General features: G+C 47.4%; 18 protein-coding genes. 14 read left to right on the top strand and 4 right to left on the bottom strand.

What is annotated here, in order from left to right; all coding sequences use genetic code 11:
* Positions 1 to 62: 62 nt before the first annotated feature.
* Entirely contained in the window at positions 63 to 1,520 is a 1,458-nt protein-coding gene (locus GYMC52_RS09570; protein ID WP_013523928.1) for an ArnT family glycosyltransferase, read from the bottom strand.
* Between the two features lie 188 nt (positions 1,521 to 1,708).
* Here GYMC52_RS09570 and GYMC52_RS09565 point away from each other — a divergent pair, with 188 nt between their 5' ends.
* A complete protein-coding gene (locus GYMC52_RS09565) occupies positions 1,709 to 2,473 on the top strand; it encodes an enoyl-CoA hydratase (protein ID WP_013523927.1) in 765 nt (254 codons plus the stop codon).
* 65 nt (positions 2,474 to 2,538) lie between these two features.
* On the opposite strand, the gene GYMC52_RS09560 is transcribed toward GYMC52_RS09565, so the two are convergent.
* A complete protein-coding gene (locus GYMC52_RS09560) occupies positions 2,539 to 3,693 on the bottom strand; it encodes an amidohydrolase (protein WP_013523926.1) in 1,155 nt (384 codons plus the stop codon).
* A gap of 220 nt (positions 3,694 to 3,913) precedes the next feature.
* On the opposite strand from GYMC52_RS09560, the gene GYMC52_RS09555 reads away from it, so the two are divergent.
* The 9 genes from GYMC52_RS09555 (at position 3,914) to GYMC52_RS09515 (ending at position 11,867) form a co-directional block, all read left to right on the top strand.
* Positions 3,914 to 4,360, top strand: a complete 447-nt coding sequence (locus GYMC52_RS09555; RefSeq protein ID WP_013523925.1) for an Lrp/AsnC family transcriptional regulator — start codon at positions 3,914 to 3,916, stop codon at positions 4,358 to 4,360.
* Between the two features lie 45 nt (positions 4,361 to 4,405).
* A complete protein-coding gene (locus tag GYMC52_RS09550; protein WP_013523924.1) occupies positions 4,406 to 5,254 on the top strand; it encodes a M55 family metallopeptidase in 849 nt (282 codons plus the stop codon).
* A 20-nt stretch (positions 5,255 to 5,274) separates the two neighbouring features.
* On the top strand, positions 5,275 to 6,201 hold the full coding sequence (locus GYMC52_RS09545) for an ABC transporter permease (RefSeq protein ID WP_013523923.1): 927 nt from the start codon (positions 5,275 to 5,277) through the stop codon (positions 6,199 to 6,201).
* Positions 6,202 to 6,203: 2 nt separating this feature from the next.
* The gene (locus tag GYMC52_RS09540) at positions 6,204 to 7,145 is read left to right on the top strand and encodes an ABC transporter permease (RefSeq protein WP_013523922.1); all 942 of its coding nucleotides are present in this window, start codon (positions 6,204 to 6,206) and stop codon (positions 7,143 to 7,145) included.
* Between the two features lie 15 nt (positions 7,146 to 7,160).
* Entirely contained in the window at positions 7,161 to 8,171 is a 1,011-nt protein-coding gene (locus tag GYMC52_RS09535; RefSeq protein ID WP_013523921.1) for an ABC transporter ATP-binding protein, read from the top strand.
* Positions 8,172 to 9,134, top strand: coding sequence for an ABC transporter ATP-binding protein (locus tag GYMC52_RS09530; RefSeq protein ID WP_013523920.1), 963 nt, complete (start codon positions 8,172 to 8,174; stop codon positions 9,132 to 9,134).
* A 27-nt stretch (positions 9,135 to 9,161) separates the two neighbouring features.
* Positions 9,162 to 10,787, top strand: a complete 1,626-nt coding sequence (locus tag GYMC52_RS09525; RefSeq protein ID WP_013523919.1) for a peptide ABC transporter substrate-binding protein — start codon at positions 9,162 to 9,164, stop codon at positions 10,785 to 10,787.
* A 69-nt stretch (positions 10,788 to 10,856) separates the two neighbouring features.
* On the top strand, positions 10,857 to 11,246 hold the full coding sequence (locus GYMC52_RS09520) for a DUF3899 domain-containing protein (RefSeq protein WP_013523918.1): 390 nt from the start codon (positions 10,857 to 10,859) through the stop codon (positions 11,244 to 11,246).
* 18 nt (positions 11,247 to 11,264) lie between these two features.
* A complete protein-coding gene (locus GYMC52_RS09515; protein WP_013523917.1) occupies positions 11,265 to 11,867 on the top strand; it encodes a pyroglutamyl-peptidase I in 603 nt (200 codons plus the stop codon).
* A gap of 159 nt (positions 11,868 to 12,026) precedes the next feature.
* On the opposite strand, the gene istB is transcribed toward GYMC52_RS09515, so the two are convergent.
* On the bottom strand, positions 12,027 to 12,779 hold the full coding sequence (istB, locus tag GYMC52_RS09510; RefSeq protein WP_013523916.1) for an IS21-like element helper ATPase IstB: 753 nt from the start codon (positions 12,777 to 12,779) through the stop codon (positions 12,027 to 12,029).
* Positions 12,776 to 14,281 (bottom strand): IS21 family transposase, encoded by a 1,506-nt coding sequence (gene istA, locus GYMC52_RS09505; protein ID WP_013523915.1) that lies wholly within the window; start codon positions 14,279 to 14,281, stop codon positions 12,776 to 12,778. Before istA ends, istB begins: the two co-directional genes overlap by 4 nt.
* 332 nt (positions 14,282 to 14,613) lie before the next feature.
* Here istA and GYMC52_RS09500 point away from each other — a divergent pair, with 332 nt between their 5' ends.
* The 4 genes from GYMC52_RS09500 (at position 14,614) to araA (ending at position 19,707) form a co-directional block, all read left to right on the top strand.
* A complete protein-coding gene (locus tag GYMC52_RS09500) occupies positions 14,614 to 15,708 on the top strand; it encodes a GntR family transcriptional regulator (protein ID WP_013523914.1) in 1,095 nt (364 codons plus the stop codon).
* A gap of 94 nt (positions 15,709 to 15,802) precedes the next feature.
* Positions 15,803 to 16,489, top strand: coding sequence for an L-ribulose-5-phosphate 4-epimerase (gene araD / locus GYMC52_RS09495; protein ID WP_013523913.1), 687 nt, complete (start codon positions 15,803 to 15,805; stop codon positions 16,487 to 16,489).
* 16 nt (positions 16,490 to 16,505) lie between these two features.
* Positions 16,506 to 18,200, top strand: a complete 1,695-nt coding sequence (locus GYMC52_RS09490; RefSeq protein ID WP_013523912.1) for a ribulokinase — start codon at positions 16,506 to 16,508, stop codon at positions 18,198 to 18,200.
* Positions 18,201 to 18,216: 16 nt separating this feature from the next.
* Complete coding sequence (gene araA, locus GYMC52_RS09485; RefSeq protein ID WP_013523911.1) at positions 18,217 to 19,707, top strand: L-arabinose isomerase; 1,491 nt, start codon at positions 18,217 to 18,219, stop codon at positions 19,705 to 19,707.
* The last annotated feature ends 11 nt before the right edge of the window (positions 19,708 to 19,718 follow it).

The raw sequence follows: 19,718 nt of genomic DNA, 5'->3' as shown, positions 1-19,718 counted from the left end.
CCTAAAATTCTAGAAGAATGGTTGCGCAGCCTTGGAGAGAGTGGCACTCCAAGGCTGTATGTTTAAGCGTGCTTTTCCAAAATATATCCCCAACGGTTCGAGGCGAGAACAGACAGGTGGTATTGATGCTCGAGCTGTTTGCTGAACCATGCTTTTTTCACGAGAAGCAGGCTTCGGCTTGTATGCAAGAACGTTTTCAGCCCTCCATGCCGAGGTTTAAGGTCATTCGCAAGCTCTGCTGTCAAGACCGCATTTTGCGGCCAGCGACCTTTCTCGTGCAACGGATGGTACATAAACAGTTCGTATCCATGAACAGGCATTTGGGCGGTCTGCTGAAGCAATGCCAGTTCGAAATTTGGCTTGGGATGATGGATATAATGTTGAATATTCGTTTCGTAAAACGATGCGACGAACAACAGTCCGGCAAGCAGCAGCCCGCGTGCTCCCCACGTTCCTTTTCTCCATAATTGACTTGCGCAAATGCCAATCAACATGCAAAGCGGCGGATAGACAGGGAGGATGTACCATCTGATTTTCGTCTTCGCTATGGTAAACATGAGAAGCGGGACGCAAATCCAAAGCAAAATCCCGATCACATCTTCTTTCAATCGATGGTCTGTTCCTTCAAACGCTAAAAGACGAACGCCTTGCATGTAACTGATGACCATGATTCCGACCAAGAGCGCCAGCCACCAAAAGAAAAAATGAACAAGAATGATGCCGTAGTAGGTTTCATCGCCGATATGACCTTCAATGGGCCGAGTGGAGCGCAGCAACAAGTCATATCCGATCATTTGTTTAAAAAAACGGAATCCATCATAGTGATAGCGGGCAAAAGCCCAAGCGAGCACAGGAACAACGAAGGTGAGCGCTGCCCTCCACCATGCGCGCCAGCGTCCTGACTCCCACTGCCTAGTGATGAGAAAATATAAGACCATGATCAACAGAATGTTCCCCGCATGCCAACTTTTCGTTAAAAAAGCGAGTGAACAGGCAAGGCCCGCTGCATACAACCATCGCGTCTGCCGTCTAGCAGCCAGCAAAGAAAGGATGGATAACGTAAAGAAGAATACAAAGAGCGAATCCGCATCTCCTGTGCGAGCGCAATGGTTGAGAAGATATTGGGTGCTAGTAGACAAGGCAAGCAATGAGACGATCGCGGCCATGCTTCCAAACCGTTTTTTCACAAATAGCGTAATGGCAACGGCCGTGAGGATAGCGCAAATGCCAGACATCAACCGCAAACCAAGCGCGTTCATCCCAACGAGTTTATAGCCAATCATGATCGCCCAGTAGCTGACAGGAGGCTTTAAATTCCAGTAATCAGGATGCCCAAGGTATGTGTTGACGATCAAGTTTCCATGTCTCAGCATTTCGTATGCATTGACGCCATGACGCGCTTCGTCCCAGCTTGAAATCGGGAATGTTCCTAGATGATAAAAGACGTTGTAGACCATCATCGAGAAGATCAACGCCGCCGCTAGATAAAACGAGATGTTTCGTACACTTGGATTTCTCATGCGATCCACTCCTTTATCGGCACGCTGTGCTTCGAAAAAAAGCAACACCGACATAGAAGCTATTACAAGTAGATGAAGATGTCAAGCATGGATGTGTTGGAGAACATGATATTTTTGCCGCCAACAAGGAAAAAACCATCTTCATGGCGAATGAAAAGAAATGAATCATCATTCAGAGGAGGAAAGCCATGGAAACGGTTGTACTGACATTTGACCAAAACAAAGCGATATTGGAACTGAACCGCCCGCAGGCGTTAAATGCCATGGATGTGAAAATGCTAACGGAACTCGTCGACGCGCTGCGGAAAATCAAGGAAAGTGACGCTTCCGTTGTCGTCATCCGCGGCAAAGGGAGAGGATTTTCTGCGGGTGGCGACATTAAGACAATGCTGGCGGTTGATGACCCGAGCCAATTTCAAACCGTGATGAAAACGATTCAGGAGATGATCATGCTCTTGTATACGATGCCGAAAATCACCGTTTCGCTCATCCATGGCCCAGCGGCCGGCCTTGGGTTCAGCTTTGCCTTGGCGAGCGATTGCCTCATCGCCACGAAAGAAGCACGCTTGGCGATGAATTTCATCGGCATCGGTCTCGTCCCTGACGGCGGCGGGCATTTCTTCCTGGCCCAGCGGGTCGGCACGGCGAAAGCCAAACAGATCATTTGGGAAGGAAAACCGATGAGCGCGGACGAAGCGCTGCAGCTCGGGCTCGTTGATTTCGTTGTCGAGAACGAGGAGCAGGCCGAACAAGTCGTTGCTTCCTTGCAAACAAAACCGCTTCAAGCCATGATCGCCACGAAAATGTTGTACGTCGAACAAACAAAAGAAGAGTTGCTTCGCGTGCTCGAACTCGAAACCGACGCCCAACAGCGCATGCGGCAAACCGAAGACCACCGCGAAGGCGTCCGCGCCTTTTTAGAAAAGCGGAAGCCGGTGTTTGGGGGGAGGTAGGGAAGAGAACGGCTTCTGCCAGGGGGTAGAAGCCGTTTTAAGCAAGGTTGATGGTTACTTAAGAGTCAGTTACGTTGAAATACGATTTCCCCGTTGATCATGGTCAGTTCCACGCTTTCGCGCAAGTCAAAGGGGTCGCCGCTCCAAATGACGATATCGGCGTCTTTTCCAACTTCGATCGAGCCTACACGGTCTTCGATGCCTAAATGTTTTGCCGCGTTTAATGTAATGGCTTGAAGAGCTAAAGACTCCTCCAACCCATGCTTCACAGCGAGAATGGCGCTCGTCATCAAATGTTCAATGCCGACAACCGGGTGGTCGGTCGTAATCGAGAAAGAGACGCCGGCGTCCCGCAAAGCAAGGAGCGTATGCCATCCTTTATCCGCGAGCTCCACTTTTGATCGGGATGACATGGTTGGGCCGACAGAGACACGGACCCCATTCTCGGCAATATAATTGGCGATATGATGCCCCTCGGTGCAATGTTCGATCGTATAGCGGAAACCAAACTCCTTCGCTAAGCGAATCACTGTCATGATGTCATCGGCGCGATGTGCATGAGCGCGCAGTGGAATTTCTCTTTTCAATACTTTCGCTAAATTTTCCAGTTTCAAATCCCGCTCGACTTCTTTGCCGCTTTCGATTTTTTGCAAGTACGTTTGCGCTTGAATGAACTGCTCGCGGAATAAAGCGGCAATCCCCATTCTTGTTGTCGGTAGTTTTCCTTTTTCCCCATACACCCGTTTCGGGTTTTCTCCAAAAGCGGCTTTCATTCCTGAAGGATGTCGGACCACCATTTCATCAACGGTTTGCCCAGCGGTTTTGATGACTGCCATTTCTCCGCCAATTACGTTGGCGCTTCCGGGCATGACTTGCACCGTTGTTACTCCTGCTTTTCTCGCATCCTCAAATCCTTTATCTTTTGGGTTAATTCCATCGATTGCCCGAACGTGTGGGGTCGTTGGGTTGCTCGTTTCATTGAAATCGTGTCCCTCTTTACCAATCCCTTCCTCGTGTATACCAAGGTGAGTATGAACGTCAATCAACCCAGGTGTAATGAATTTGCCTGAGGCATCGATCATGTTCACTTGATCGGAGGAGACATCCGGCAGCTCGGTTGCCACAGTTTTGATTTTTCCGTTCTTAATGACAATGTGCGCCGATTCCATTCTTTGTCCGTTTCCTACTAGTACTGTTCCTCCGGAAATGACAGTCACCATATGGATTTCCTCCCCCTCTGGAAATATTTCTTCTTAAAATATTTTGGAAAATACAAACGGGCTATTGAATATTTTGTTAATTGTGATTATAATAAAAAATCAAATAGTCCTAATTAAGATATTAAAACAAGTTTTTTGTGCTGTAAATAACCAATTTTATTTCTTATTTGTATCTATTTTCGTTATTAAAATTCCATAACGGTATAGAAAAGGGGAAATTATGAAGTACGAAATCGATGATCTGGATCGACAAATCATTAAACTGTTATCTCGGGATGGTAGGATGTCTTTTACAGAAATTTCAAATAATTTGAATGTTACGGAAAAAACAGTGCGGATGAGGTACAAAAATTTAATCGATCATGGGATTCTCGAAGTGGTGGGAGTCGTGAATCCAATAGCTCTTGGGATTCGCGCAGGGGCGATCATTCGTTTAAAAACGGAAGCGAACAAGTTAATGGATGTGATTGAACAGCTGAAGAAAATAAAAGAAGTTCGCTATATTACGTTAACTTCTGGAAGCTACCAACTTTTAATCCAAATTGCAGTGCCCAGTCAAGATGAAATCACTGAAGTAGTAAAAATGCTAAATGGTGTACACGGGATTCTTGAAATGGATACGATCGTACAGCTCGAAGTATATAAAAACACGTTTGATTATATTTAAAATCGTTAGCTGTTTATAAATTGAAAAAGAAGGGGTGTTGTTGCTATGAAAATTTTTATTTCAGCCGATATGGAAGGGATCTCTGGTGTGGCAACCAACCAACAATTAAAAACGAACAGTGAATACCAGCGGTTCCGTAAGCTCATGACTCAGGACGTCAATGCAGCGATTGAGGGTGCTTTTTTAGGAGGAGCGACGGAAGTAGTGGTTGCTGATGGCCATGGCAATATGTCCAACATCCTGATCGAGGAATTGGATCCGCGGGCGCGCCTTGTCTCTGGGAACAATCGCGTGATGTGTCAGCTCGAGGGGCTTGATGATAGCTTTGACGGGATTATGTTTGTTGGCCATCATGGACGCGAAGGTGGATCGGAAAGGACCGTAATCAGTCATAGTTTGGCCGGCATCTGTGTGAATGAGATCAAGATTAATGGCCGTGTTGTTGGGGAAACAGAGATGAATGCGTTTGTTGCAGGTTATTACAACGTACCGGCCATTTTTATCTCGGGTGATGATGCTTATGTGAAAGAAGTGCTTGAAACGTTGCCTCACGTTGAAGCGGCTGTAGTCAAGCGCGGGATTGACCGCTTTGCGGCGGAGTTGCTTCACCCGACAAAAGCGCATGAGTTAATTAGAGAAAAAGCGAAACAGGCCGTACAGAAAGCGAAACAATGCCCTCCGTTGAAACTAGAAGGGCCGGTTACCTTTGAAATTGAATTTAAAGGACCAAACCAAGCGATGATGACAACGACATTACCGACAGTGACATTAATCGGCCCGAAAACGATCACGTTTACATGCAATGATATCGTCACTGCCTATAAACATATGTGGGGATGTGTCATTATCGCCATGACGGCGACGAACGGCGTGCTAGGGCATGTGAATGCTTAGAACAAGGGAGGGGAATGACCGTGTACGTCATGAAACGTCTGGTGACAATGGTTGTCACCGTTTGGCTCATCGCCACATTAACTTTTATCATCATGAAATCGATTCCCGGTGATCCATTTGCTTCCGACGCTAATGTGTTGCCTGAAGAAGTATTGCAAAACATTCGGGCGAAATACAACTTGGACAAGCCACTGCCAGTCCAGTATGCATTGTATATGAAAAATTTAATAACGTTTGATTTAGGACCATCGATTCAGTCTGAAACAAGGGACGTAAATACCCTTATCGCAGACGGATTCCCTGTTTCCGCGCTTCTTGGATTGCAAGCGTTGGTGATTGCCGTTGTGTTTGGATTGTTGCTTGGCATTATCGCTGCGCTAAACCATAATAAGCTGCTTGATCATATAGCGATGTTTATTGCCATTGTAGGCATTTCTGTACCAAGTTTTATTTTAGCGCCATTGTTAATCAAATATTTTGCTGTTGAGTGGGGAGTTTTGCCTGTAGCGTCTTGGGGAACATGGGCCCATTCCATCTTGCCGTCGATCGCGTTGGCTGCCACCCCGATGGCAGTGATCGCCCGTTTTATGCGTTCTAGCATGTTGGAAGTGATGCAACAAAACTATATCAAAATGGCAGAGGCAAAAGGGCTATCCCCGATCGCTATTGTCATCAAGCATGGCATACGAAATGCTATTTTACCAGTCATCACATTTATCGGCCCGTTATTTGCTGTTTTAATTACAGGAACATTCGTTATTGAGAAAATTTTCGCTATACCAGGGTTGGGAAAATATTTTGTCGACAGCATCTTTAACCGCGACTATCCAGTTATTTTAGGCACGACGGTTTTCTTCAGCACGATTCTTGTCATTACGTTATTTCTTGTCGATCTATCATATCGCCTAATTGATCCAAGAATTAAGCTGACGAGCGAGGGGGAATGAGCGTGATTTCAGTGAAAGAAGAGGCCGACTTATTTCGTCCCAACGACCGTAGCAAGCTTCAGTCAGATGCCATTCAAAGACCGAGTCTCAGTTTTTGGAAGGAAGCCGGTTTGAAAATCATCAAAAATAAAATGGCGATGTTCGGGGCGTTGCTCTTATTATGCATCGTTATTATGGCCATTATTGGACCTCACTTAGTTCCATATAGTTACGATGATCAAAGTTTAACGAACGGAAATCAACCGCCTTCCAGCAAACATTGGTTTGGAACAGATGATTTAGGGCGAGATATGTGGTCGCGCACATGGTATGGCGCTCGCATATCGTTGACGGTTGGTTTTGTGGCCGCTCTCATCGATTTGGTTATCGGGGTGTTGATTGGTGGCGTCTCAGGATATATGGCAGGAAGAGGAAAACTAGGAGATCGAATCGACAACATTTTAATGAGAATTGTCGAGGTATTGTATGGCATTCCTTACCTATTAGTTGTGATCTTGCTCATGGTTGTGATGGAGCCGGGGTTATGGACGATCATTGTCGCGCTCTCGATCACTGGATGGGTAGGGATGGCCCGAATTATTCGCGGCCAAATTCTTCAGTTAAAGCAACAAGAATACGTTATGGCGGCCCAGAAACTGGGAACGTCTCATGCAAAAATTATTTTCCGACACTTGCTGCCCAACACGTTAGGAATCATTATTGTAAATTTAACGTTTACGATTCCTCAGGCCATTTTTGCTGAATCATTTTTAAGTTTTTTAGGATTAGGCGTACAAGCCCCATTTGCCAGCTGGGGGACGATGGCGAATGATGCTTTGGGGGTCATCTTAAGCGGCCAATGGTGGAGACTGTTTTTTCCGGGTCTCATGATCTCGTTAACCATGTTCGCTTTTAACGTATTTGGAGATGGCTTGCAAGATGCATTAGATCCGAGAAGAAAGTAGGGGGTGATCATTTCAATGGGCCATCTATTGGAAGTAGAACATTTAAAAGTGATATTCCCGATCTACGGTGGGGAAGTGCAAGCCGTTCGAGATGTTTCGTTTTACATTGATCAAGGAGAAGTGGTTGCTATTGTCGGGGAGAGCGGGAGCGGCAAGACCGTGACCGTGCAAACTATTATGGGGTTAATTCCAAGAAAAAATATTAAAGAAGGAAAAATTCTCTTCAACGGAAGAGATCTCACTCATTTATCCAAAAAAGACATGCGAAAATTAAAAGGTTCAGAAATTGGGATGGTTTTCCAAGATCCAATGACTTCATTAAACCCAACGATGAAGATCGGCAAACAGATTGCAGAAGGGATGCGGAAGCATCAAAAACTATCAAAGATCGAGGCGAAACAAAAGGCAGTCGATCTGTTGAGGCTAGTAGGGATTCCGAACGCGGAAGAAAGATATCACCAATATCCCCATGAGTTCAGCGGCGGAATGAGGCAGAGAGTAGTGATTGCGATCGCTTTAGCCTGCAATCCCAAACTACTTATTGCTGATGAACCGACGACGGCATTGGACGTAACGATCCAAGCGCAAATTCTCCATTTAATGAAAGAGCTGCAGCAAAAGATGGGCACGTCGATCATTTTAATTACCCATGATTTAGGAGTAGTGGCCGAAATGGCGCAACGGGTGATCGTTATGTATGGCGGGACGGTCGTGGAAACGGGGGATGTTTTCGATATATTTGAAAACCCCAAACATCCGTATACATGGGGGCTGTTGCAATCGATTCCGAATTTGCACGAAAAGGAAAAAAGACGTTTAGTGCCGATCGAAGGGGCACCTCCCGACCTTTTTTCACCGCCAAAAGGCTGTCCGTTTGCTCCGCGTTGCCAATATGCAATGGAAATTTGTGTTAAAAAAAGCCCTCAGGAGTTCGTTATTTCCGAAGGACATACAGCGAGATGCTGGCTGAATGATCCGAGAGCTCCAAAGGTGGAACCACTGGTTGCAACGGGGAGGGAGCAGTGAATGTCCGAAGAGATTTTGCAGGTGGAGAACGTAAAAAAATATTTTCGGATTGGCCCGAATCAAACGGTAAAATCGGTCGATGACATTTCGTTTTCGATTCGCAAAGGGGAAACATTTGGATTAGTGGGAGAAAGTGGAAGTGGAAAATCGACGTTAGGGAAGATGATTGTAGGCCTCCATGCTCCGACTTCTGGCACGATTCGTTTTGACGGCCATGAGTTGGCGGGTGATTTGGACCGATCGACAAGGAAAAGGTTGAACCGGGAAATGCAGATGATTTTCCAAGATCCTCATGCGTCGTTGAATCCGCGGATGAGGGTTGGCGATATTATTGCGGAAGGTATTGATGCCCATCAGTTAGCGAAAGGAAAAGAACGGCAGGAGATGGTGTACGCTCTTCTTGAAAAAGTAGGATTACATCCGGAACATGCACAGCGGTTCCCCCATGAGTTTAGCGGGGGGCAGAGGCAAAGAATTGGCATTGCCCGTGCGTTGGCGGTTAAACCGAAATTTATTGTTGCCGATGAGCCAATCTCGGCTTTGGACGTGTCGATTCAAGCGCAAGTCGTGAACTTGCTGGATGATTTAAAGCAAGAGGGAAATTTAACCTATTTGTTTATTGCCCATGATTTAGGGATGGTCAAACATATTAGCGATCGGATAGGGGTGATGTACCTTGGCAAGATGATGGAAATTGCAACGAGTTCCGAGCTGTTTGAAGAACCGTTGCATCCTTACACGCAGGCGCTTTTGTCAGCTATACCGATCCCTAGCCCAAGATTGGCGAGAAAAAGGGAAAGAATTGTTCTATCCGGGGATCCGCCGAGTCCCGTCAACCCGCCAAGTGGCTGCAGATTTCGGACGCGATGCCCATATGCCATGGATATTTGCAAGGAAGAGGAGCCAGCTTGGAAGGAAGTCAGAAAAAACCATTGGACAGCTTGTCATTTATATCATCAGTAAAAATATTCAAGGGAGGATCAATCAAGGATGAAAAGAAGTCTTCTAACTGTATTGGTGTTGTTGCTATTCGTTTCAACGGCGCTTGTCGCTTGCAGCAATGAAACGCCGTCAAATGAAGGAAGTGAGGCGGCCAAGAATATTAAGCAGGAAATTACGTTGAATGCAAAGACTGAGCCGCCTAGCTTAGACCCTGCAATCGCATCGGATACGACGTCGGGATGGGTGATCGACCACCTATTTGAAGGATTGTATACGAAAAATCAAAAAGGAGAGCCTGTATTAGGAGCCGCAAGTGATGTAAAAATATCAGAAGATGGAAAAACGTATACGTTTACGATTCGTGAGGATGCAAAATGGTCTGACGGTGATCCAGTCACGGCCTATGACTTTGAATACGCTTGGAAACGTGTGCTTGATCCGAAGACAGGGAGCCCGTTCGCTTTTTATATGTATTACATCAAGGGGGCCGAAGAATATAACAAAGGAAAGGGAAGCGCGGATCAGGTAGGGATTAAGGCGTTGGATGACAAAACATTCCAAGTGGAATTAAAAGCACCGTTGGGATATTTTGATAAATTGCTGACCATGTGGACATTTTATCCAGTGAAAAAATCTCTCGTTGAATCGAACCCGAAATGGGCAGCGGACGCAAAAGGATATGTAAGCAACGGGGCTTATCGTTTGACAGAATGGAAGCATAATAGTGAAGTTGTCATCGAAAAGAATGAACATTATTGGAACAAAGATCAAATTAATATGCAAAAGGTAACATGGAAGATGGTCAATGATGCGACGACATACTATCAAATGTATAAAACAGGGGAGCTTGACTTAATTGACACCTTGCCGACTGACGTCATTGACCAAGAAAAAAATAATAAGGAGTTTAAAATCACTCCATACTTTGGTACGTATATGTTTATGCTGAATGTAGACAAACCACCGTTTACGAACGCAAAAATTCGCCGCGCTTTTGCCATGGCCATTGATCGGGAGGCAATTGTCAAAAATATTACCAAATCTGGTGAAAAACCGGCTTATGCCTTCGTACCATACGGTGTCAATACTCCGAAAGGCGATTTCCGAGAAGTGGGCGGTTCTTATTTTGAAGAGAACGTCAAAGAAGCGAAACAGTTATTGGAAGAAGGTATGAAGGAAGAAGGATGGACAAAGCTTCCAGAAGTCACGCTAATGTATAATACCGCCGAGAACCATAAAAAAATTGCTGAAGCTGTTCAAGAAATGTTGAAAACGAACCTTGGCGTGAAAGTGAAACTGGCCAACCAAGAATGGAAAACATACTTGGAAACGACACAGCAATCCAATTTCCAAATGGCCCGCATGGGTTGGATCGGTGTGTTTGTTGATCCGACAGTGATTTTGGATTACTACTTAGGCGACAGCCCGAACAACCGCACGAACTGGGTAAACAAGCGATTTGATGATTTGATGGCGAAAGCGAAAGTGGAACAAGATGACCAAAAACGATATGAACTCCTCCATGAAGCGGAAAAAGTACTAATGACGGATCTGCCGTTTATCCCTGTTTATTTCTATTCGCAAAATTATTTAACATCGCCGAATTTTAAAGATATTGTCTATCCCGTCAACCGTTATCCGGACGTGCGCTGGGCGAAAAAAGTAGCAGAGTAGGATAAAGAAGGGGAAGAATTATCCTGATTATGGATAATTCTTCCCTTTTACTCCATGAGGAGGGGGATCATGACGCCGTACTTTATGGCTAGTTTTTGTACGGTCATTGTTTTGTTATGCGTGAAACAGTTTTATGATGAGACGAGCATGCTTGTTTTCGTTAACGATTGCTTTTTGTTGGGCCTTGTTTTATTGGTGGCAGGAGCGGCTTTGTTTATCTATCAGACCGGCTTTTTCCGTCCGTTTTTCGAAGGTTTCCAGCGATTGTATCGATGGATCGTGCCGAAACCAAAGATGTTGATTCGCGAAGAAGAGAAGTTGACAAACGATATTTGGCTGAACGATTGGAAAAGTCGAATAACAACTCGCATCAAAACGGTTTTGCTTGGCACAGGCACGGGTTGTCTATTCATATCTTTGACTTATTTGTTTTTCTACTATTTAAACAGCAACGTTTAGCGTTGGGAGGAAAATTCAATGAAAAAGCTTTTATTGACGGGCTTTGAACCTTTTTTGGAATTTCCCATTAATCCAACGGAACGAATTGTAAGGGAATTGGACGGAAAGGGAATAGGAAAATATTGGGTTTATGGCCGTGTTCTTCCGGTCGACTTTTCACAGTCATCCTTGTGTTGCTTAGAGTACTTAGAACAAATCCAACCCGATGTCGTCATGTCTCTCGGCCTCGCCGCCGAGCGTACAAAAATCACCCCAGAACGAGTGGCGATCAATTGTCAAGACGGAGGGCCGGATAATCGCGGCATGCGGGTGCAAGATGATCTGATTGTCGAAGATGGGCCTGCGGCCTATTTCTCGACCTTGCCGATCCGCCGACTTGTCAACGTCTTGAATGAGCGGGGTTATCCTGCGCAAATCTCTAATACAGCGGGAACGTATTTGTGCAACCATGTCATGTATTCTGTCTTGCATAAAGTAAGTACTGAAAATTTATCCGTGCAGGCTGGCTTTGTCCACCTTCCCGCCTCGCACGAGCTTGCTGTTCAGCGGCCGACTTTCCCGAGTTGGTCGTACAAGGATTTGCGGGATGCGGTGATGTTGATGATTGAAGAGTTAGAGTAGTTCGTTGTTTGTCTCCGTCCCTTTTTCATTAGGGGAGTTCTCTCTAATCCCCGATGAAGAAGGGATTTTTTGTGCAAAAAAGCCCCTAATTTGTTTTTTGCAAGCAAAAAGTGCAGAGAATTGCAAGAAAAAATACATAGGCTTGCCGGCTCAATGAATTTACCTTTCAACCGAGTGAGAAGGGAGCGACTGAACGGCAGAAAGCGCGTGCCGTAAGCGGTAGCTCTCTCCCGTAAACGCGAGAATGTGGGCGTGATGGACCAAACGATCCACCAGCGCTGCCGTCAGGCGGTTGTCCCCAAACACTCGATTCCACTGTCCAAACTCTAAATTCGATGTCACGATGACACTTTTTCGTTCATAACAATCGGCAATGATGTGAAACAGCAGTTCCGATCCCTGCTTTTGGAAAGGTACATAGCCGAGTTCGTCCAAAATCAACAGCTCGCATGTGTCGATTTGCCGTTTGAGCCGTCCGAGGATGCCGTCTTTTAACGCCTCTTCGAGCTGGGCGACAAGATCGGCGACACGGAAAAACCGAACTTCATGGCCCCGTTCACACGCTTTTAATCCTAATGCGGTGGCGAGATGGGTTTTTCCTGTTCCCGGCGAACCTAAAAGCAGGACGTTCTGTTTTTGCTCCAAAAAGCGAAGGTCGCAAAGTTCTTCCTTCGAGGTCGTGGTCGGCCAATGAATCTGATCCGACCATTCGTAATCTTTGAGCCATTTCAACTCCCGGAACTTCGCCTTCTTGATCAATCGAGCCTGTTTTGCTTTCTGACGGAACGACAGCTCCAACGCCAACACATCACGCAAAAACTGTTCCTTGGTCTCGTAGGCCACCTCCTCGAATCGATCCGCGATGTACGCCAAATGCAGGGCTTTACAAATCTCTTTTAAATCCATCTTCATGCCCGGCTTCCCCCTTCCCTTGACGGACAAAGACGTTGATCATACACATGTAAATCGGTTTCATAGTCGACTAAAACGGAAGGGGTATAGGCTTCTTCCCATTTCGCGGGATACTCCGAACGCTTCGCCTCCATCAACACCCCGATCTCATGGGGAGCCAAATCCCACCGTTGATACTTGTCAAGCCACTGGGCGATCTCATAGACGGTGTACCGGTCCAGCAGCTTCTGCACCCCTCGAATGCGTGATGCCGTCTGTTTCGGTTGTTCCATGAAGTATTTCCTAATGGCCTCCGGCAAGTAAACTCGAAACCGCGAATACTCCACCACCCGGGGCTTTTGCGCCCATTCCGCCAAAATGTCCTTCCAAGGGAGCTCCCGTTGCTTTTTCGTGTACGGCCTTGGCGCTTCCAGGTACACCTCCCCTTCCTGGGACAAAACCATGAAACGATCCCATTCCTTTTTGACAAGGACACGGTTGGGAACCGGGATCCCATGAACCACAAACGCCTCCCCATCCACCGTTACTTCCCCGTATTTATTGACATTAGCGTGGTGGAAGGAGAAGATCGGGAGATCTCTCTCCGGCAGGACAAGCAACTCCTTTTGTTCTTCCTGCCATAATTCCTCAATGGTTCTCCCTTTTTCGTAGTGGGGGCGGGCTCGATCTTCGATCATCTTGTGATGCAGCCACTCCGCCAGTTCTTCGTCCCCCTCGATCAACGGAGCAGGGACAAAGCAGCGTTGACGAGTATAGTAAACTTTCCGTTCGACATTCCCTTTTTCGTGTCCGCTATACGGATTGCATGCCTGTACGTCAAACCGGTAATGAAGCCGGAATCGCTCAAATGCTTCAGTATATTGACGTTCGCCTCCTTTTCGGATCGAAACCACCGCCGCCGCCAAATTGTCGATGCGCAGTTTTCTCGGGACGCCTCCGGCTTGGCGAAACAGCTGAGTGAGCCCGTAAAGAAAACATTCGCTGTTTTCCGCCGGCAATGGATACGCATACGCGGCGTTGCTGTACGGAAAGCTCAAAATCAGAATTGATCGGTCTTCCTCTTTTCCCTCCTTCGTCACAACGGACATGGTGCCGAAATCCACCTGCGCTTCCCCCGGAGGGTGTTCCAGCCTCTCGTAACGCTGTTCCTTCTCCAGCTTAAGCTGAGGTCTTCGTTTTTGAACGTAGGCGCAAACCGTTCGATAAGACCCTTTAAAGCCATGTTCCTGCTTTAATTGTTCGTACATCTTCTTGCTTGTCCGCCGTTGTTTTCTTGGCAGTTTGGCGTCCTCCTCCAGCCAGTCATCAATGATTTGACCGTATCCTTCTTCCTCCATCATTCCCCGTTTTCTCTTTATTTTTTGTCTGACCGAAATGTCTCCATCCGCATATTTCTTGACTGTTCTCCAGTTAAATCCCGTCCTGCGGACAATTTCGGAAAGCGATAACCCTTTCTTTTCACGCAAATGTTTGATATGATGAATTTCAGGCATTGCTAGCATCCTTTCATTACCTCCACTGTTTTGTTCTTCACAACCTTAAACAGTAGAGGGTATTTTAGGAGCTGGCAAGCCTTTTTTTTTTATGCCATGAAGCTCTGCACTTTTTTGTTGCAGAACTCTGTACTTTCATTTTGCACTAAACACCCTAATTATTTTAGCTAATTCCTTTGATACATTTTAGAAGAAAGTAAGAGAATAGGGTTGTCCTGCTGTCTAATCCAGTGAATTTTGTGGATGAAATGTTGTTGAAATTGGAGAAATAGATACGGACAAATAAAAACTGCTATAATAAAATTAATTTGTATCTCATTATTTTATCATTGAGGTGGACTATGAAGGAGAAAACGCTGCCGAAATATCTGCAATTAAAACAAGAAATTTTATCTTGGATCATTTCCGGACAAATGAAGCCGGATGAGAAAATTCCGACCGAGCATGAGATCGCCAACCAGTTTCAACTAAGCCGACATACCGTTCGGCAAGCGCTCGGGGAACTCGAGAAGGAAGGATGGCTGTACAAAATCCAAGGGAGCGGCACATTTGTGTCCCGACCGAAGCCGAAAGAACAGGTGGATACGAAAACGATCGGAATCGTAACGACCTATATTTCCGATTATATTTTTCCCCATATCGTCCGAGGAGCGGAGGAGACGCTGCGGGAAAAAGGATACCGTCTTTTGCTTGCCAGCACGAATAACGACAAACAGAGAGAGAAAGAACAGCTTGAGGAGATGATCCGGGAGCCGTTGAGCGGGCTGATCATCGAGCCGACCAAAAGTGCGCAAGGGAATCCGAACCTTGGCTATTACTTGTCGCTCAACAACCTTCACATCCCGTACGTTATGATTAACGCCCGTTATTTGGAAGTGAGCTGTCCATGCGTGAAAATGGACGATGAGCAGGGAGGATTTTTATTGACCGATCATCTCATTCGTTTAGGGCATCGCCGAATTGCCGGTTTCTTTAAAACTGACGATTTGCAAGGGGTGGATCGTTTGCGCGGCTTTATTCGCGCCCATCAGCAACACGAGGTGCCTGTGGCCACGGAGTATCTTCTTTCCTACGCAACAGAGGAGAAATGGACAAAGCCGCTTGAGGTGGCGCGGGAGTTTTTGCAGCGGCCGAAAGAGGAGCGCCCGACAGCCTTTGTGTGCTACAACGATGAGCTGGCGATTTTGCTTCTTGAAGTCATTCGCCAACAAGGGCTGTCAGTCCCCGATGATCTTTCGATTGTAGGGTTTGATGACTCGACGTTTGCGACAGCGACAGAAGTGAAGCTGACCACCATCCGCCATCCAAAAACAGAAATGGGCGTTCAAGCGGCTGAGATGCTCATTCAAATGATCGAACAACGATCAGTCGATAAAATTGGCGATATCATTTATCGGCCAGAGCTAATTGTCCGTAACTCAACAAAGGAAATTTAAAAAATGTACGAGGTATCAAAAAAGTTATAGAAAAATTGTACGTACAATAATATAATGGAGGTGAGGAGTTTTTTCATAGAGGGAGTGGAGGCTGATGCTTGAGGAATTGAAACAAGCCGTATTAGAGGCCAACCTGCAGCTCCCGCAATACCGCCTCGTGACGTTTACGTGGGGAAATGTGAGCGGGATTGACCGGGAGCGCGGGTTGGTTGTCATTAAGCCAAGCGGGGTGGCGTATGACAAGTTGACCATTGATGATATGGTGGTCGTGGATTTAAATGGAAATGTGGTGGAAGGGGGCTTAAAACCGTCGTCGGACACTCCTACCCATCTTTGGTTGTATAAACAATTTCCGGAAATCGGGGGAATTGTTCATACCCACTCGACTTGGGCGACTGTTTGGGCGCAGGCCGGAAAAGGAATTCCGGCATTAGGAACGACACACGCAGACTATTTCTATGGGGAAATTCCGTGCACCCGTCCAATGACCAATGAAGAAATTCAGGGAGCCTATGAACTAGAGACTGGAAAGGTCATTACGGAAACGTTCCGCTTTCTCGACCCGTTGCAAATGCCAGGTGTTTTGGTGCACGGCCATGGCCCGTTTGCTTGGGGGAAAGATCCAGCGAACGCGGTTCATAATGCCGTTGTCTTGGAAGAAGTAGCGAAAATGGCGGCAAGAACGTACATGCTCAATCCAAATGCACAGCCGATCAGCCAAACGCTGCTTGATCGCCACTATTTGCGCAAGCATGGCGCAAACGCTTACTATGGGCAGTAAAGGGAGGGAGACCGAGATGGGGAAAAAGTATGTCATTGGCATTGACTATGGCACCGAATCGGGACGAGCCGTTCTCGTTGATCTAGAAGGAAACGAAATTGCGGACCATGTCACTCCGTACCCCCACGGAGTTATTGATGAAGTATTGCCAGAATCGAACGTACAACTCGAGCCAGACTGGGCGCTGCAACACCCTGGTGATTATATCGAAGTGTTGGCGACTGCAGTCCCGGCCGTTTTGCAAAAGTCTGGAGTGAGTCCGTCTGATGTCATCGGGGTGGGGATCGATTTCACGGCTTGCACGATGCTGCCGGTTGATGCTTCTGGCGAGCCGCTTTGTCTAAAGCCAGAATTCAAGAGCCGTCCGCACAGTTGGGTGAAATTGTGGAAGCACCATGCCGCTCAAGATGAGGCGAACTTGCTCAATGAAATTGCGGCCAAACGAGGCGAAGCATTTTTGCCGAGATACGGCGGAAAAATTTCATCCGAATGGATGATTGCGAAAATTTGGCAGATTTTAAACGAAGACACGGAGATTTATGAGCAAACTGACCTTTTTCTGGAGGCGACTGACTGGGTCATTTTCAAAATGACTGGGAATATCGTCCGGAATAGCTGTGCGGCGGGCTATAAGTCCATTTGGCATAAACAGGACGGCTATCCAAGCAAGGAGTTTTTCCGGGCGCTCGACCCGCGGCTAGAACACTTAACAGAAACGAAACTGCGCGGCCCGATCGTTCCGCTTGGTACGAGAGCAGGCGTGCTGACGAACGAAATGGCCGCTATGACGGGCCTCCTTCCGGGAACAGCTGTCGCCGTCGGAAATGTCGATGCCCATGCGGCCGTACCAGGCGTCGGAGTCGTCGAGCCAGGCAAACTGGTGATGGCGATGGGAACCTCGATTTGCCATATGCTGCTGGGCACAGAAGAAAAATACGTCGAAGGCATGTGCGGCGTTGTGGAAGACGGCATCATTCCCGGATATTTCGGTTACGAAGCCGGCCAATCGGCGGTGGGGGACATTTTTGCTTGGTATGTCGAACAAGGCGTTCCGGCTTATGTCAAAGAAGCAGCTGAAAAAGAAGGCGTCAGCGTTCATGAATGGCTTGAGAAGCGAGCCGCCGCCTATCGGCCGGGGGAAACCGGGTTGCTTGCGTTGGACTGGTGGAACGGCAATCGCTCCGTATTGGTTGATACCGATTTAACAGGGCTCATCGTCGGATACACACTGTTGACAAAACCAGAAGAGATTTACCGCGCCCTGCTTGAAGCCACGGCCTTTGGCACGCGCAAAATTATTGATGCGTTTGTTGAAAACGGTGTCAACGTTGACGAATTGTATGCATGCGGCGGATTGCCGCAAAAAAATAAGCTGCTCATGCAAATTTATGCCGATGTGACCAACCGCGAGATCAAAATCGCGGCGTCGAAGCAAACCCCGGCAGTGGGGGCTGCCATGTTCGCGGCGGTCGCGGCCGGCAAAGAGAACGGTGGTTATGAATCAATCGTTGAGGCGGCGCGAAACATGGGAAAAGTGCGTGAAGAGACGTTCAAACCGATTCCGGAGAATGTCGCGATGTACGAGCAGTTGTACCAAGAATATACGAAGTTGCATGACTACTTCGGCCGTGGGGAAAACGATGTCATGAAACGGCTCAAGCATTGGAAAGAAACCGCACGGGCAGCAAAAGAATTGGTGACTTTATCGTAAATGGGGAGGAGTCATTATGTTGTCATTACGGCCTTATGAATTTTGGTTTGTAACGGGAAGCCAACATTTGTACGGGGAAGAAGCATTAAAGCAAGTGAAAGAGCATTCAAGGACGATTGTCAACGAACTGAATCAAGATTCAGTGTTCCCGTTCCCGCTCGTTTTCAAATCAGTTGTCACAACGCCAGAGGAAATCCGGAAGGTGTGCCTTGAGGCGAATGCGAGCGAACAATGCGCCGGGGTTATCACATGGATGCATACATTCTCGCCGGCGAAGATGTGGATTGGCGGCCTTTTGGAGCTGCGAAAACCGTTATTGCATCTTCACACCCAATTTAACCGTGATATTCCGTGGGACAGCATCGACATGGACTTTATGAACTTAAACCAATCGGCTCACGGCGATCGGGAATACGGATTTATCGGCGCGAGAATGGGCGTGGCCCGGAAAGTGATCGTCGGGCATTGGGAAGACCCGAGTGTCCGCGAGCGGCTGGCGAAATGGATGCGGACGGCCGTCGCCTTTGCGGAAAGCCGCAATCTCAAAGTCGCCCGTTTCGGCGACAACATGCGCGAAGTGGCGGTAACAGAAGGGGACAAAGTCGGAGCGCAAATTCAATTCGGCTGGTCGGTCAACGGCTATGGCATCGGGGATTTGGTGCAATATATCCGCGATGTTTCCGAACAAAAAGTCAACGAACTGCTTGATGAATATGCGGAGATGTATGACATTGTACCCGCAGGCCGCCAAGAAGGGCCCGTTCGCGAGTCGATCCGCGAACAGGCGCGGATTGAACTTGGGTTAAAAGCCTTTTTGCAAGACGGGAACTTCACCGCCTTTACGACGACGTTCGAGGATTTGCATGGCATGAAACAACTCCCAGGACTCGCCGTTCAGCGGCTCATGGCGGAGGGATATGGCTTTGGCGGCGAGGGAGACTGGAAAACAGCCGCACTTGTCCGGCTGATGAAAGTCATGGCCGATGGCAAAGGGACGTCGTTTATGGAAGATTACACGTACCACTTTGAGCCGGGCAACGAAATGATTCTTGGCGCGCATATGCTCGAAGTATGCCCGACGATCGCTGCAACCCGGCCGCGCATCGAAGTCCATCCGCTTTCCATCGGTGGAAAAGAAGATCCAGCTCGTTTGGTCTTTGACGGGGGAGAAGGACCGGCGGTCAACGCCTCATTGATCGACTTAGGGCACCGGTTCCGTCTAATTGTCAATGAAGTCGATGCAGTGAAACCAGAACATGAGATGCCGAAACTGCCTGTTGCGCGCATTCTATGGAAACCGCGCCCATCGCTCCGCGACTCGGCCGAAGCATGGATTTTGGCTGGCGGCGCCCACCATACGTGCTTCTCATTTGCGGTTACAACAGAACAACTGCAGGACTTTGCGGAAATGGCCGGCATTGAATGCGTCGTGATCAATGAACATACGTCCGTCCCGTCCTTCAAAAATGAACTGAAATGGAACGAAGTGTTTTGGCGGGGGCGGTAAGATTTCACGTG

Origin of the sequence: Geobacillus sp. Y412MC52 (genome assembly GCF_000174795.2) — a bacterium.
Lineage (GTDB): Bacteria > Bacillota > Bacilli > Bacillales > Anoxybacillaceae > Geobacillus > Geobacillus thermoleovorans.
This window is presented reverse-complemented; position numbering and strand designations above follow the sequence as displayed.